This window comes from Micromonospora sp. NPDC047812 (assembly GCF_040704175.1).
Lineage (GTDB): Bacteria > Actinomycetota > Actinomycetes > Mycobacteriales > Micromonosporaceae > Micromonospora.
The window spans coordinates 81,098-94,814 of the sequence record NZ_JBEYRY010000014.1; the positions used below are offsets into that span (position 1 = coordinate 81,098).

At 72.3% G+C, this 13,717-nt stretch carries 13 protein-coding genes; 8 read left to right on the plus strand and 5 right to left on the minus strand.

Annotation, left to right across the window (positions count from 1 at the left end; genetic code table 11):
- Positions 1 to 395: 395 nt before the first annotated feature.
- Genes AB0883_RS28835 through AB0883_RS28855 form a run of 5 tightly spaced genes read left to right on the plus strand, consistent with a single transcriptional unit; the run spans position 396 to position 4,262 of the window.
- Positions 396 to 1,586 (plus strand): ATP-binding protein, encoded by a 1,191-nt coding sequence (locus tag AB0883_RS28835; protein ID WP_366644443.1) that lies wholly within the window; start codon positions 396 to 398, stop codon positions 1,584 to 1,586.
- Positions 1,583 to 2,047: a roadblock/LC7 domain-containing protein gene (locus AB0883_RS28840; RefSeq protein ID WP_366644444.1), complete on the plus strand. Its 465-nt coding sequence runs from the start codon at positions 1,583 to 1,585 to the stop codon at positions 2,045 to 2,047. The genes AB0883_RS28835 and AB0883_RS28840 overlap by 4 nt, the downstream gene beginning before the upstream one ends.
- A 23-nt stretch (positions 2,048 to 2,070) precedes the next feature.
- Positions 2,071 to 2,415, plus strand: coding sequence for a DUF742 domain-containing protein (locus AB0883_RS28845; RefSeq protein ID WP_366644445.1), 345 nt, complete (start codon positions 2,071 to 2,073; stop codon positions 2,413 to 2,415).
- On the plus strand, positions 2,393 to 2,998 hold the full coding sequence (locus AB0883_RS28850; protein WP_366644446.1) for an ATP/GTP-binding protein: 606 nt from the start codon (positions 2,393 to 2,395) through the stop codon (positions 2,996 to 2,998). Before AB0883_RS28845 ends, AB0883_RS28850 begins: the two co-directional genes overlap by 23 nt.
- 22 nt (positions 2,999 to 3,020) lie before the next feature.
- Positions 3,021 to 4,262, plus strand: coding sequence for a styrene monooxygenase/indole monooxygenase family protein (locus tag AB0883_RS28855; RefSeq protein WP_366644447.1), 1,242 nt, complete (start codon positions 3,021 to 3,023; stop codon positions 4,260 to 4,262).
- Positions 4,263 to 4,319: 57 nt separating this feature from the next.
- Here the strand turns inward: AB0883_RS28855 and AB0883_RS28860 are convergent, their stop codons facing one another.
- The 3 genes from AB0883_RS28860 to AB0883_RS28870 all read right to left on the minus strand — a co-directional run bounded on the left by AB0883_RS28860 (position 4,320) and on the right by AB0883_RS28870 (position 7,194).
- Positions 4,320 to 5,168, minus strand: coding sequence for a hypothetical protein (locus AB0883_RS28860; RefSeq protein WP_366644448.1), 849 nt, complete (start codon positions 5,166 to 5,168; stop codon positions 4,320 to 4,322).
- A gap of 282 nt (positions 5,169 to 5,450) precedes the next feature.
- Positions 5,451 to 6,218, minus strand: coding sequence for an HD domain-containing protein (locus AB0883_RS28865; RefSeq protein ID WP_366644449.1), 768 nt, complete (start codon positions 6,216 to 6,218; stop codon positions 5,451 to 5,453).
- Positions 6,219 to 6,225: 7 nt separating this feature from the next.
- Positions 6,226 to 7,194, minus strand: coding sequence for a DJ-1/PfpI family protein (locus AB0883_RS28870; protein ID WP_366644450.1), 969 nt, complete (start codon positions 7,192 to 7,194; stop codon positions 6,226 to 6,228).
- Between the two features lie 189 nt (positions 7,195 to 7,383).
- Between AB0883_RS28870 and AB0883_RS28875 the strand changes: the two genes are divergently transcribed.
- Positions 7,384 to 9,945, plus strand: a complete 2,562-nt coding sequence (locus AB0883_RS28875; protein WP_366644451.1) for a glycosyl hydrolase family 18 protein — start codon at positions 7,384 to 7,386, stop codon at positions 9,943 to 9,945.
- A 94-nt stretch (positions 9,946 to 10,039) separates the two neighbouring features.
- Here AB0883_RS28875 and AB0883_RS28880 read toward each other — a convergent pair whose 3' ends face one another.
- A complete protein-coding gene (locus AB0883_RS28880; protein ID WP_366644452.1) occupies positions 10,040 to 10,480 on the minus strand; it encodes a GNAT family N-acetyltransferase in 441 nt (146 codons plus the stop codon).
- Between the two features lie 195 nt (positions 10,481 to 10,675).
- Positions 10,676 to 11,293 carry a TetR family transcriptional regulator gene (locus AB0883_RS28885; RefSeq protein ID WP_366644453.1) on the minus strand — a complete coding sequence of 206 codons (618 nt, stop codon included), beginning with the start codon at positions 11,291 to 11,293 and terminating at the stop codon, positions 10,676 to 10,678.
- A gap of 110 nt (positions 11,294 to 11,403) precedes the next feature.
- Here AB0883_RS28885 and AB0883_RS28890 point away from each other — a divergent pair, with 110 nt between their 5' ends.
- Both AB0883_RS28890 and AB0883_RS28895 read left to right on the plus strand, forming a co-directional pair.
- Positions 11,404 to 11,871 carry a MarR family transcriptional regulator gene (locus AB0883_RS28890; protein ID WP_366644454.1) on the plus strand — a complete coding sequence of 156 codons (468 nt, stop codon included), beginning with the start codon at positions 11,404 to 11,406 and terminating at the stop codon, positions 11,869 to 11,871.
- Complete coding sequence (locus tag AB0883_RS28895) at positions 11,868 to 13,508, plus strand: MDR family MFS transporter (RefSeq protein ID WP_366644455.1); 1,641 nt, start codon at positions 11,868 to 11,870, stop codon at positions 13,506 to 13,508. Before AB0883_RS28890 ends, AB0883_RS28895 begins: the two co-directional genes overlap by 4 nt.
- The last annotated feature ends 209 nt before the right edge of the window (positions 13,509 to 13,717 follow it).

Consider the following 13,717-nt stretch of genomic DNA (forward strand, 5'->3'; position numbering starts at 1 on the left):
GGCCCCGCCGGCGGAACCGGCTCGGCCGGCCGTCCCGCGGTGGGCAGGGCCCGGTGCAGCTGCTCGCGGCCCTGCCCGCAAGACGGAACCGGCGCGGCCGGGGGACCTGACCGGTACGCCAGGCGGCCCCGCTGTGACGCCAACGGCCGCTCCGTCGCTGTAAAGAGCGAGCCGATGACGGTCGGCTGCCGGCGGGTGTCCCGTTCCGTCGAATGTGAAAACCACCCCAACCTTTCTCGCAAACGTTGCGATCGGTCGAAGACGATGGTTGACTGCTCCATCGTGTCAGAACGCGTGAAAACCGATAGGTCGGGAACTTCGTGAAACACGACGTAATGACAACGCCGCATCCCGAAGGCCGACGTCGGGTGACCTGGCGGCAGCGGATGGCTCGCTTGCTGGATCCGACGGTCGCGCAGCGGGCGGTCGCGCGGGAGGAGCCGCCGTCACCACGGCAACCGTCGTCCACCCCGGAGCAGGCCGAGAACCTGTGGCCGGCGATCTGCGAGCAGTTCGCGTTGCGCATCCTCGCCTCGGCCTACCAGATGGGCAGTCACCTCGAGGCCGTGGAGGTTGACGAACAGGATCCGGAGCGGCTCGAGAGGCTCTACCGCATCGACCACGCGAACACCCGCATCCGCCGCCACGCGGAGAACCTGCAGGTCCTCCTGGGCCGACGCGTCGAGGACGCCAACCCGCAGAAGGTCGCGTTGGTGGACGTGATCCGGGCCGCGAGCTCGGCGGTCGAACACTACCCCCGCATCCGGGTCGGACACGTGGTGAGCCTCGGGATCGTGGAGTTCGCCGCCGACGACGTGATCCGGGTGCTCACCGAACTGTTGGACAACGCGACCCGCTTCTCGCCGCCCACCTCCTCCGTGATCGTCTCCGGGTACGTCACGGAGGCCGGTGGCGTGCTGCTCCGTCTCGAGGACGCCGGCGTCGGCGTCAAGCCCGACCAGCTCGGGGCGCTCAACGCCATGCTCGCCGGCAACGCGTCCGCCCCGGCAGCGGTCAACCCCGCGGCGCACCTGGGCCTCGTCGTCGTCTCGCACCTGGCCCGCGCCCACCAACTGCGGGTGACCCTAACCAACCGGCCCTCGGGCGGCACCACCGCGACGGTGCTGGTTCCCGGGGCGCTGCTGTGCGAGATGACGCCCGCGGCCCGGCCGGGACCCCCGCCGTCCCCACCCTTCGAGACGCAGCGCCCCGTGCCGACCGATCGGCCGTCGGCGCAGGACGGCGGCCGCCGAGGAGTGGCGCAGGCACCGGCCGCCGACGCCCGTGCGCAGACGCCGACGTCGCGCCTGACGCTCGTGCACGGCCAGCCGACGGGGGACAGCCGCGGCCCCGCCCCACGTCAGCCGGCTGCCAGCGGCAGCGGCCTTCCCCGACGCGTACGCGCGAGCGTGCGCGCGGACGGGCCGCCGGGCGGCGGAAGCCGGTCGCCGGGGCCCGAAGCGCCACCGCCGCGGGCGTCCTCGTCGGACCGCGACAGCTGGCCGGACGAGACAGCGGCCTTCGCGGCCGGAATCGCCGACGCGCAGGCACCTACGAGCACGCAACCCCAAGGACAACTGCCATGAACTACCCGAACAGCGGCAGCGGCGGACCACAGGCCGGCCACCCGGGCCATCAGGACTTCGCGTGGCTGGTGAGCCAGTTCGCCGACGAGGTACCCGGCGTCACCCACGCACTGATCGTGTCCCTCGACGGTCTGCAGCTCGCGGCCTCCCGCGGGATCTCTCGGGACCTGGGGGACCAGCTCGCCGCGTTGACCGCCGGACTGCTCAGCATGGCCGACCGCAGCGCCGACCTGCTCGACCTCGGCGCATCGGAGTACCTGACGGTCCGACTGCCGCGCGGACACCTGATGTTCATGCGGGTCGGCGAGTCGGCGGGGCTGACCGTGGCCGCCGCCGCCGGCTGCGACCTGCGGGTCGTCTCCTACCACATGGCGCAGTTCGTGGGAGCCGTCGGGCACGTGCTCACCCCGCAGTTCCGCAACGAGCTGCACCGCCTCACCGCCAGCCAGCCACCCCGCTAGTGTCCGGAGCCGAGGGAGTGAACGTGCCCACCACGTACTGGAAGGTGCGGCCCTACGTCTTGACCGGGGGGCGCACCCGCACCCGGCAGCCCTTGCTGGTGCACACCCTGGTGTCGGTGCCGTACTACGACGCCGTCTTCGCCTCCGGTCTGCTGCCGGAGGCGCGAACGCTGTACGAGCAGGCCAGGAGCATGCAGTCCGTTGCCGAACTGTCGGCGGTGTGCGGCACGTCGTTGGGTGTGACCCGCGTGGTGATCGACGATCTCGCCGCCACCGACCGGCTGCGGATCCACGCCGACCCCTACACCTCCCCATTCGACGACCGCCTTCTGGAGAGACTGCGCGATGGCCTTCGCCAGCTTGCCTGACAACCCCCTGGTGACCTCCGCGAAGATCGTCATCGCTGGCGGCTTCGGGGTCGGCAAGACGACCTGCGTCCGGTCCATCTCGGAGATCCCCCCGATCAACACCGAGGCGTGGATGACGGCGGCGAGCGAGACCGTGGACCGGCTGGACCCGGGAATCGACAAGACGACCACCACAGTGGCGATGGACTTCGGGCGGCTGACGATCGGCCCGGACCTGGTGCTGTACCTGTTCGGCACGCCTGGCCAGCCACGGTTCTGGCCGATGTGGGACGACCTCTGCCGAGGGGCGGTCGGAGCGCTGGTCCTGGCCGACACGCGGAACCTGGAGGCCTCGTTCGCGGCGGTGAACTACTTCGAGCAGGACAGCGACGTGCCGTTCGTGGTCTGCGTCAACCTGTTCGACGGCGCGCTGACGCACCATCTCGAGGACGTCCGCGAAGCCCTCACGCTCCCCGCCGAGGTTCCGCTGATCACCTGCGACGCGCGCGAACCGTCGTCGGTCGCCAGGGCGCTGCTGGCGGTCGTCGAACACACCATGGCACGCACCACCGGCCCGGTCCCGGGCGCGCTCGCGGTCCGGTAGCTCACATCGCTGGAGGCATCACATGCGCAGAGTTCTTATCGTGGGAGCTGGTCAGTCGGGGCTGCAACTCGGCCTGAGCCTGCTCGCCGAAGGGTACGACGTGACCATCATGTCGGCGCGTACGCCCGACGAGATCCGTCGTGGCTGGGTGATGAGCACGCAGGCCATGTTCTCCGCCGCCCTGGACACCGAACGCCAGTACGGGCTGAATCTCTGGCAGGAGCAGTCGCCGCGCATCGAAGGGCTGCACGTGTCCCTGTCAGCCCCGCCCGGCCAACGCGCCCTGCGCATCCCCTGCCCCTTGGACCGCTACGCGCAGAGCACCGACCAGCGGCTGAAGATGGCTGCCTGGCTGGAGCTGTTCGAGCAGCGCGGCGGCACCGTCCACTACCAGGGGGTGACGACCGCCGACCTGGACGGGCTGACCCGGCTCGGCCGCTACGACCTGACCATCGTCGCCGCGGGTAAGGGCGACCTCGTGGGCGTCTTCGACCGGGACCCGCAACGGTCGGTGTACACCGCGCCGCAGCGAGGGCTCGCCGTCGCCTACGTGCACGGCATGACGCCGGACCCGCTGTGGCCGGTGCCGCACGTCAGCTTCAACGCGGTGCCGGGGCTGGGGGAGCTGTTCGTCATCCCCGGGCTGACCCTGTCCGGGCCATGCGAGATCCTCTTCTGGGAGGCCGTGCCCGACGGCCCGCTCGACCTGTGGAAGGAGCGGCGTGATCCGGCGGAGCATCTCAAGCTGACCCTTGAGCTGGTGCGGCAGTACACGCCCTGGATCCACGAGCGGTGTGCCGACGTCGAGCTGACGGACGGGCGGGCCACCCTGTCGGGCCGGTACACGCCGACCGTCCGCCGCCCGGTGGCGAAGCTGCCCTCGGGCGGACTCGTGCTGGGTATGGCGGACGTCGTGGTCGCCAACGATCCCATCACCGGTCAAGGCAGCAACACCGCGGCGAAGTGCGCCTCCTCGTACCTGGGGTCCATCCTGGAGCGCGGGGACCAGCCGTTCGACGGAGAGTGGATGACCCAGACCTTCGAGCGGTTCTGGGAGGGCGCCGGGCAGGCGGTCACCGCCTGGACCAACGCGATGCTCCAGCCGCTGCCGCCGCACGTGCAGCAGATCCTCGGCGCGGCGTCCACCAATCCGACGATCGCCCGCCGCTTCGCCAACGGGTTCTCCGACCCGAACGACTTCCAGGACTGGTTCATGACACCCGACGCCGCGGAACGCTACCTGGCCCTCGTGGCCACCAGCTGACCCGGCCAGCTCTCGGGACCACCCCCTCGGCGCGGGCCTGCCGTGCCCGCCGAGGGGTCACGGCGCCGACGTCGGGCCCGCGGCGTCGGCCTTTGGGACCAGCACGGCGGTGGTCATGCGGCCGAGGAAGGCCCGGGCATCGAGGTCCAGGGCGATGTCCTGGTCGCCTCCGTGACTGATGCCGCCGAGCCGGTTGACCTCGATGTACCAGGGGGACAGGCCGTCGCGCACGCCGTCGGGGCACATACAGGTGCCGCCCAGGTGCTCGGAGTGGAAGACGTCGTACATGTCCGACACCTCGACGTAGTCGTCGTCGTCCTGCGGGAAGTCCACCGGTGCCACGCCGGCGTTCGGGTCGTCCCGGGGCACCAGCCACAGGGACCCGTACACGCCGTACTTCTCCATCAGGTGCGTGGCGTCGATCTCGCCGTCGGCGAGCCGCGGGGCGGCGACGGGACGGGCCACGCGCGGCGCGCTCAGCTCGGCCTCGGTCAGCCACACCATGGCGAGCAGGGACGCGACGCCGTCGTCGGCGATCTGCACCTGCGGGTGGGGCCGTGCCCGGGCCAGCTCGGCCCAGAACGGGTGCTCCGGCTGGGCGACGTCGACGCGTTCCCCGGCGAGGACCGCCGCGACCTCCGGCGCCGGCTCCCGGAAGTAGAGTTCGTCCTGCCACTGGAACACCGCGACGGCGACCAGATCGGGCCCGCGCCGCCGGTACGCCTCGGGCAGCCGCAGCGTGAAGCAGTGCATCATCGGCTGACCGGTGCGCGGGGACCGGGGCCAGGTCCGCACGTCGATGCCCGGCCCGGCCGGACCGGCCCACCCTCCGGGCAGGCGGCGCCGGTCACCGGCGGTGTCCGGGACCTCGTCGTCGGTCCAGATGTCGAAGGCTTCCAGCGTCACGCGGCGAAGGCTACCCGGCACGGCCGACAAAGATCGTCCACGTGGAACCCGCTACCCGGTCGCGGACGGGTGGCAGGAACACCTCGCCCGCGACTCCGTCGGGGTGGTTCGTCGACGCGGTCAGGCTGCCCAACTGTCCGGTCAGCACGCCGGAGACCGTCGCGCCGGCGCAGGCCGGGAAGGTGAGGGTGGCGCCGAGCCGGGCGGCGCTCAGGACCGGATCCTTCAGATTCGTCCGGCACCGTATCGGTCGTACGCCGGCGGGTTCGCCGCCCCGGTGGGTCAGTCGCCCCAGGCGTTGGAGTCCAGGAGCATGTCCCAGGTCAGGTAGGGCAGCTCGGGGTGGCGCTGGTGCAGGATCTCGCCGGGAAGGGTGGCGGCCGGTGCCTTGCGGGGATTGGCGAGTGCCTGCGCGACGATCGCGTCGGTGACGGCCCGGGCGCCGCCGAGGCGGGGAAGGAGCCGGTGGACGCGGTCGGCGTACCCGGGTGGCACCGGGCTGTTGGTACCCATGAGGTCGATGCTGATTCCGGTCTGGGCGATGCCGATCTCCGGCGGTCGGCGCCGCTGGAAGACGGGTGAGTCGCGGAAGCTGCGCGTGGTGTGCATGGCGATGGCGTCCCACACGGTGTCGACCCGGTGGTCGGTGACACCCCGCCGTTCGAGGAACCGGGCGGCGAAGTCGGCGCCGTCCATCTCGAACCGCTGGTCGGAGTTGGCGTGTGCCGTGAGGCCCATGTCGTGCAGGGCGCAGATCAGGAACACGACCTCCTCGTCGTAGTCGCGGCCGGGCCGCCGGCCGGTTAGCGCGGCGGCCTCGCGGGCGAACAGGAAGCTGCGCAGGCTGTGGTTGCGCAGGTAGGCCTCCTGCGCCTCGCCGATCAGCCGGGCCGCCTCGCGGGCCAGCCGGGTCGAGGGAAGGGACAGGTCGTCGTCCGGCACGGCGTGGGAGGCGGCCGGGGCGGCGGCGGGCACCAGTCCGGTGAGCATGCCGGTGCCGGCGGCCAGGCCGGCGCCGAGGGCGGTTCGCCGCGAGAGGGAAGGCGTCACGGGTACCTCATCTTTCGGGTGTCGGGTGCGTGGACCGGAAGCGTTGGCGGTACGCGGCCGGGGTGATGCCGATGCCGCGCAGGAACGCGCGGCGCATGCTGTCGTCCGAGCCGAAGCCGCAGGCGCGGGCGATGCGGGCCACTCCGTCGTGGGTGGCTTCGAGCAGGGTCTTCGCGGCCTCGACCCGGACCTGCTCGACGTACCGGGTGGGGGTCGTCCCGACCGTGGTGCGGAACAGGCGGGTGAGGTGCCGTTCGCTGACCGACGCGTGCGCCGCCATCGTGGCGAGCGTGTGCGGGGCGGCCGGGTCGGCGGCGACGGCGTCCAGCACGCGGCGCAGCGCACTGCCGGGAACGGCCGTGGTGTTGCCGCGGACGGTGAACTGGGACTGGCCGCCGGGGCGGTGCAGGAAGACCACGAGGTACTTGGCGGTGGTGCGGGCGCGCTCCGGCCCGTGGTCCTCCTCGACCAGCGTCAACGTCAGGTCGATGCCCGCGGTAACGCCGGCCGAGGTGAACAGCGGACCGTCCCGCACGTAGAGGGCGTCGGGCCGGACCCGGACCGCCGGATACCGCGCCGCGAGGTCGGCGCAGGCCGCCCAGTGCGTGGTGGCCCGGCGGCCGTCGAGCAGGCGCGCCGCCGCGAGCAGGAACGCGCCGGTGCAGATGGCCGCGGTACGGCGGGCGAGCCCGCTGAGGCGGGGGAGCTCGGCGACGAGGGCCGGGGGCGGCTGCGCCGTGGCGAGGGCGTAGCCGGGCACCAGGAGCGTGTCGAAGCGGTGCCGCACCTGGTGCACGGGCAACTCCACGTCGAGGGGCACGCCCACGTCGGTGCGCACCGCGCGACCGTCCACCGAGGCCAGCCGGACCCGGTAGCCGCCGCTGCCGTGCAACACCTGAACGGGCCCCGCCACGTCGAGCAGCACGACGCCGTCGTGCACCACCACGACCACCTCGCGGCTCCCGGGGATCTCCACACCGGAAGTCTTGTCACCCTGTCCCGGGAGCCACAAGGACGGCCGCACCGCACATCCGGCCATCCGCGCCCCCGCCCACGGGCCCCGGGGACCGTACGGCCGCACTGCGCTCTTGCGTCGAGGCCCCTGGACAGGTATACATTCAGGATCGTAAATAGTTAACTTTCTTTAGAGTTGGAGGTGGGCGCATTGCGAACACCGTTCAGCAAGCTCCTCGTCGGCGGTGCGGTCGGTCTGCTGGCCGCGGCGACGGCGCTGATCGTGGCCCCCGCCGCACATTCCTCCGTCGGGCCGGACGAGGCGTGTCGGCCGGACGGGCTGTACCGGACGCCAGGCGTGGCGGTGCCGTACTGCACCGTCTACGACACCGAGGGCCGGGAGAAGCTGGGGGCCGACCACTCCCGGCGCATCATCGGCTACTTCACCAGCTGGCGCACCGGACGCAACGGCGCCCCGGCGTACCTGGCCAACCAGATCCCCTGGGACAAGGTCACCCACATCAACTACGCCTTCGCCCACGTCGACGCCGCCAACAAGATCTCGGTCGGCAACCCGAAGGCGGCGGACAACCCGGCCACCAACATGACCTGGCCGGGCGTCGCGGGCGCCGAGATGGATCCGCAGTACGCCTACACCGGGCACTTCAACCTGCTCAACAGGTACAAGAAGCAGAACCCGAACGTGCGTACGCTGATCAGCGTCGGCGGCTGGGCCGAGACCGGCGGCTACCTCGACGACAACGGCGACCGGGTCGACGCCGGCGGCTTCTACCGGATGACCACCACCGGCAGCAACACCGTCAACACCGCCGGCATCGCCACCTTCGCCGACTCCGTGGTCACCTTCCTGCGCACCTACGGCTTCGACGGGGTGGACATCGACTACGAGTACCCGACCTCCAACAACAAGGCCGGCAACCCGCTCGACTTCGCCCAGGCCGACGCCAAGCGGGCCGGGCTCAACGCCTCCTACCAGGTGCTGATGAAGACGCTGCGGGAGAAGCTCGACGCGGCCGCCGCCACGGACGGCAAGCACTACCTGCTCACGGTGGCCGCACCCGCCTCGGGATGGCTGCTGCGGGGGATGGAGTCCTCGCAGGCGCTCCAGTACCTGGACTACGTCAACATCATGTCGTACGACCTGCACGGGGCCTGGAACCACCATGTCGGCCCGAACGCCGCCCTCTTCGACAACGGCGACGACGCCGAGCTAGCCGCCGGCGGTGTCTACGGCGCGTACGGCAACATCGGCTACCTCAACACCGACTGGGCCTACCACCACTTCCGGGGGGCGCTGCCCAGCGGGCGGGTCAACATCGGCGTGCCGTACTACACGCGCGGCTGGCAGGGCGTGACCGGCGGCACCAACGGGCTGTGGGGCCGCGCCGCCCTGCCGGACCAGAGCAAGTGTCCGCCGGGCACCGGCACCTCGATCGGCTCCACCACCCCCTGCGGCAACGGCGCGGTCGGCATCGACAACCTCTGGCACGACCTGGACGACGCCGGCGGGGAGATGCCCGCCGGAGCCAACCCGATGTGGCACGCCAAGAACCTGGAGCGCGGCATCACCCCGGACTACCTGTCCGCATACGGCCTCACGCCGGCCACCGACCCGACCGACCGGATCAGCGGCAGCTACGCCCGCCACTACTCCGCCGCGCTGGTCGCGCCCTGGCTGTGGAACGCGCAGAAGGGCGTGTTCCTCTCCACGGAGGACGAGCAGTCCCTCGGCGCGAAGGCGGACTACGTGGTGGACAAGGGCATCGGCGGCGTGATGATCTGGGAACTCGCTGGCGACTACGTCTACGACCAGGCCAAGGGCCAGTACGGGATGGGCGAGACGCTCACCAGCCTGCTCTACGACAAGTTCCGCACGGCGCCCCCGTACGGTGCCCGTCGCGCCGCCGTCACCCTGCCGGCCCGGACCATCGACGTGACCGCCACGGTGGGGGGCTTCGCTCTCGGCGACAACAACTACCCGATCAACCCCGAACTGCGGCTCACCAACAACACCGGCGGCCCGATCCCGGCCGGGGCGCAGCTCGAGTTCGACTACCCGACCACCACGCCGACCCTCACCCAGCAGTCCGGCTGGGCCCTGACCACCGTGTCCACGGGCCACACCGGCAGCAACGTGGGCGGGCTCAGGGGCGACCACAACCGGGTGCGGCTCACCGTACCGGCCGCCATCGCCCCGGGCGCCTACGCGGAGGTGACCCTCAACTACCAGCTGCCGATCGCCGGACCGGCCAACTTCACCCTCTCCTTCGGCGGGCAGACGTACTCGCTGGCCAGTGACCACGCCCGCGGGGCCGTGCCGGTCGAGCCGACGCCCAGCCCGAGCGGCTCCACCCCGCCGGGCGGCGGGACCTGCGCCGCGCCGGCCTGGTCGGCGGGCACCGCGTACTCCGGCGGCGCGCGGGTGTCCCACGCCGGGCGTACCTGGAGTGCGAAGTGGTGGACCCAGGGCGACACCCCGGGCAGCGCCGCCGTCTGGGCCGACGAGGGGGCCTGCGCCGCCTCGCCGCCGCCGACCACCTCGCCGACGGCGGGCCCCACCGTCTCCCCGACGGTCGGCCCGACCCCCACCGGCGGTGCCTGCACGGCGCCGGCCTGGGCGGCGGGTACCGCCTACGCCGGCGGGGCGGTGGTCTCCCACGACCGCCACCGGTGGACCGCGAGGTGGTGGACCCAGGGTGACGTGCCGGGAGCCGACGCCCAGGGCGTCTGGACCGACAACGGTCCCTGCTGAACCCGCGGGCGGGGTCGCCGGTGAGCGGCGGCCCCGCCCGAGCGGCGACCGTGGGCCTCTGGGGACGGTCCGCGGCCGTCCTGCCTCATCCCGATCAGCCGCCGGGTCGCCGCGTGTCCTCGGCGCGTCGACGCCCGGCGAGGTGCAGCAGGCCTGCCGGCGTGGCGCGGAACCCGCACCGCTCGAGGTAGAAGGTCTCCAGGTGGGCCTCGAAGTCGACGTGCAGCCACTCGCAGCCCGCGGCCGCGGCGTCGTCGACCGCCGCCCGAACCAGGCCCGTGCCGATTCCCCGGTGCTGCCATCCCGGGTCCACCGCCGTGTCGAGCAGGAATGCGTGCGCCCCACCGTCCCAGCAGACCTGGACGAAGCCCACCAGGCGGCCGGCGTCGAAGGCACCCACCCACGTCAGCGCGTACCGCTCCAGCCGATCGGCCCACGGCGTCACCTGCCCGCCCCCGTCACCGAACGCCCGGGCATGAAGAGCGCTGAGCTCCACGTCGTCGACAGGGAAGCGCGACACCATCTCGATCGACACGCTGGCACACTACCGGCACGTCCGTGCCGAGGCCGAGCGGCGGCGCGTCGTGAGGTGGCCGGGCGCTGGGCCTGGCCCGACTGGCCCCACGGCGGGCCCCCGGGCCGACGCCGGCGGGTGCGCGGCGGCGTGGCGAGGGGCCCTGGCCAGGGCGCCCGGTCCTCGCCCTGGAGACGGCCGGCCTCCTGCCGGCCGTCAGCCGGCCGGCGGTTCGGCGGCGGTGACCAGCCGGGCGGAGGCGGTCTCGGCGAGCGCGGTGCGGAGGATGTCGAGCAGCGGGCCGTCGGGGTGGTCGATCCAGTGCTGGATGGCGACGCGCAGGGACGCCAGCAGGGTCGCCGCCAGGACCCGGGACCGCAGCTCCCGGTCGGGACCGGTCAACCGGTGGGCGACGTCGTCGGCGAGTTCGCGCTCGATGGCGGTGTAGGCCGCGATCTGGTGCGCGACGAGGCCCGGGTGTCCGCGTAGCTGGCGGCGGTGCAGCAGCCAGGAGGGCGGGGCGTTGCCGTACGCCTCGACGGCGAGGCGTTCGGCGGCCCCGCTCAGCACTGCCCACGGCGGCGCGTCGGCCGGCTGCCGGCGGACCAGCTCCAGCAGCCGGCGCAGCCGTACGGCGTCGCCGTGGAAGACCGCCTCCTCCTTGCTGGAGAAGTAGTTGGAGAACGTCCGGCGGGAGACGTTCGCGGCGTCGGCGATGGCCTCCACGGTGACCCGGTCGAGCCCGTGCTCGGTGGCGAGGCGCAGGGCCGCCTCGTGCAGGGCGAGGCGGGTGGCCGCCTTCTTGCGCTCCCGCAGGCCGGTGTTCTCCTCCATGGGCGACAGCCTACGGGGCGGTGACTCAGTTCTCGTCGCGCAAACTTGCACTTTGGGCAAGATCGGCAGATGCTTGTGTGCGGCAACCATCTGCGACAAAGGGAGGCGGCGTGGAATCTGCCGGCCGCGAACTCGGGGCGAGGCTTTCCGAGCTGGTCAGGAGCGTGCGGTTGATCAAACGGCACCGGGCCGACGTCCGGCCGGCCGTGCCCGTCGGCCTCGCCGGCCTCCTCATGCAGATCGAGAAGCTGCCCGCCGACTGCCACGCCCGCGAGTTGGCGGCCCGCAGCGGGCTCGACCCGTCGACCGTCAGCCGCGCCGTCGCCTCGCTCGTCAGCCACGGCCTGGTCGAGCGGCGCGCCGACCCCGCCGACAAGCGGGCCAGCCTGCTGACCGTCACCCCGGCCGGGCGGGCCGCCCTGACCGACACCTACGACTGGTACGGCCGGATCCTCGACACCGCGCTCGCCGACTGGACCCCCGCGGAGGTGGCGGCGTTCGCCACCGCGCTCGGCCGGTTCACCCGAGACATCGAGACCGTCCTCGGACACCACGACACCCTGGAGGCCGCGCGATGAGCGCACCCACCACCACGGCCGGCGACGCGCCGATGACACACCGGCAGACGCTGGAGGCCCTCAGCGGCCTGCTGCTGGTGCTGTTCGTCGCGATGCTCAGCGGCACCGTCGTCTCGACGGCGCTGCCCAACATCATCGGCGCGTTGAACGGGTCGCAGACCCAGTACACCTGGGTGGTCACCGCCACCCTGCTCACCGCGACCGCGACCACCCCGATCTGGGGCAAGCTCGCCGACCTGTTCAACAAGAAGCTCCTGGTCCAGGTCGCCATCGTCGTCTTCCTGGTCGGCTCGGTGATCGCCGGCTTCGCCCAGACGGCCGGCCAGCTCATCGCCGCCCGCGCGTTCCAGGGCATCGGCGTCGGCGGCCTCCAGGCCCTCGTCCAGGTCGCCATCGCCGCGATGATCCCGCCCCGGGAGCGCGGCCGGTACAACGGCTACCTCGGTGGCGTCATGGCGGTGGCGACGGTCGGCGGCCCGCTGCTGGGCGGGCTCATCGTCGACACGTCCTGGCTCGGCTGGCGCTGGTGCTTCTTCGTCGGGGTCCCCGTCGCCGCCATCGCGCTGGTCCTCCTCCAGTTCACCCTGCGCCTGCCGACGGTCCGTCGCGAGAACGTGAAGATCGACTACCTGGGCGCGGCGCTGATCGCCGCCGGCGTCAGCGTGCTGCTCATCTGGATCTCCTTCGTCGACGACTCGTTCGCCTGGGCCTCCTGGCAGACCGCCGCCATGGTGGGCGGTGCCGTCGCACTGCTCGCTCTGGCCGTCTGGGTGGAGTCCCGGGCCGACGAGCCGGTCGTCCCGCTGGAGCTCGTCCGCCAGCGGACCACCTTCCTGGCCATCCTGGGCAGCCTGGCGGTCGGCATGGCGATGTTCGGCGGCGCCGTCTTCCTCGGCCAGTACTTCCAGATCGGCCGCGGCTACAGCCCGACCGAGGCCGGGCTGCTCACCATCCCGATGATGGCCGGCGTCCTCGGATCGTCCATCATCGCCGGACGGCTGATCACGAAGACCGGGAAGATCAAGCCGTACATCGTGTTCGGCGCGATCGTGCTCGTCATCGGGTTCGGCCTGCTCGGCACCATCGACCACGAGACCTCGCTCCTGCTGGTCGGTGCGGCCATGTTCATCGTCGGTGTCGGGGTCGGCATGACGATGCAGAACCTCGTCCTCGCCGTGCAGAACACCGTCTCGCTCCGCGACATCGGCGCGGCCAGTTCGACCGTCGCGTTCTTCCGGTCGCTCGGCGGCACGATCGGCGTCTCCGTGCTCGGCGCGGTCCTCGCCCGGCGGGTGACCGACCAGATCACCACCGACCTCTCCGCCGCCGGCATCCCCACCTCCGGCAGCGCGGCGGGCGGCAGCCTGAACCTCGACGCCATGCCCGGCGCGGTCCAGCAGATCGTCCGCGCGGCGTACGGGGACGCCACCGGCCACATCTTCCTCATCTCCGCCGCGATCGCCGTCGTCGGCATCATCGCCGCGGTCCTGCTGAAGCCCGTCGGTCTGCGCAGCAGCCTGGACCTGCCCGACCCCGCCAGGTCGACGGCCGTGGCCGCCGACGCCGTCGACGGTGCTCCGGCCTTCGACCAGGTGACGGTGGACGCCGCCGATCGGAAGGCGCCGGCACGCCGCTGACGCGGAACCGACGACGGCGGGGCCGGCACCATCCTCGGACGGTGTCGGCCCCGCCGTCGTCGGGCAGCCCGCGACCGGTCGGCGACGATCGGAAGCCAGCGTGTCCCTGTGGTGGACACCTGCCGGCGGCATTCGCGGAGACGGTCTCGCGCTGGCGGTCGACGTCGGCGGCACGGACTGAGGACGGCTCGCCCCGCGGGGGAGACGAC

Coding starts and splice junctions, on each gene's coding strand:
- AB0883_RS28840 (WP_366644444.1), top strand. CDS start 1,583: ATGAACTACCCGAACAGCGGCAGCGGCGGACCACAGGCCGGCCACCCG.
- AB0883_RS28850 (WP_366644446.1), top strand. CDS start 2,393: ATGGCCTTCGCCAGCTTGCCTGACAACCCCCTGGTGACCTCCGCGAAG.
- AB0883_RS28855 (WP_366644447.1), top strand. CDS start 3,021: ATGCGCAGAGTTCTTATCGTGGGAGCTGGTCAGTCGGGGCTGCAACTC.
- AB0883_RS28885 (WP_366644453.1), bottom strand. CDS start 11,293: ATGGAGGAGAACACCGGCCTGCGGGAGCGCAAGAAGGCGGCCACCCGC.
- AB0883_RS28895 (WP_366644455.1), top strand. CDS start 11,868: ATGAGCGCACCCACCACCACGGCCGGCGACGCGCCGATGACACACCGG.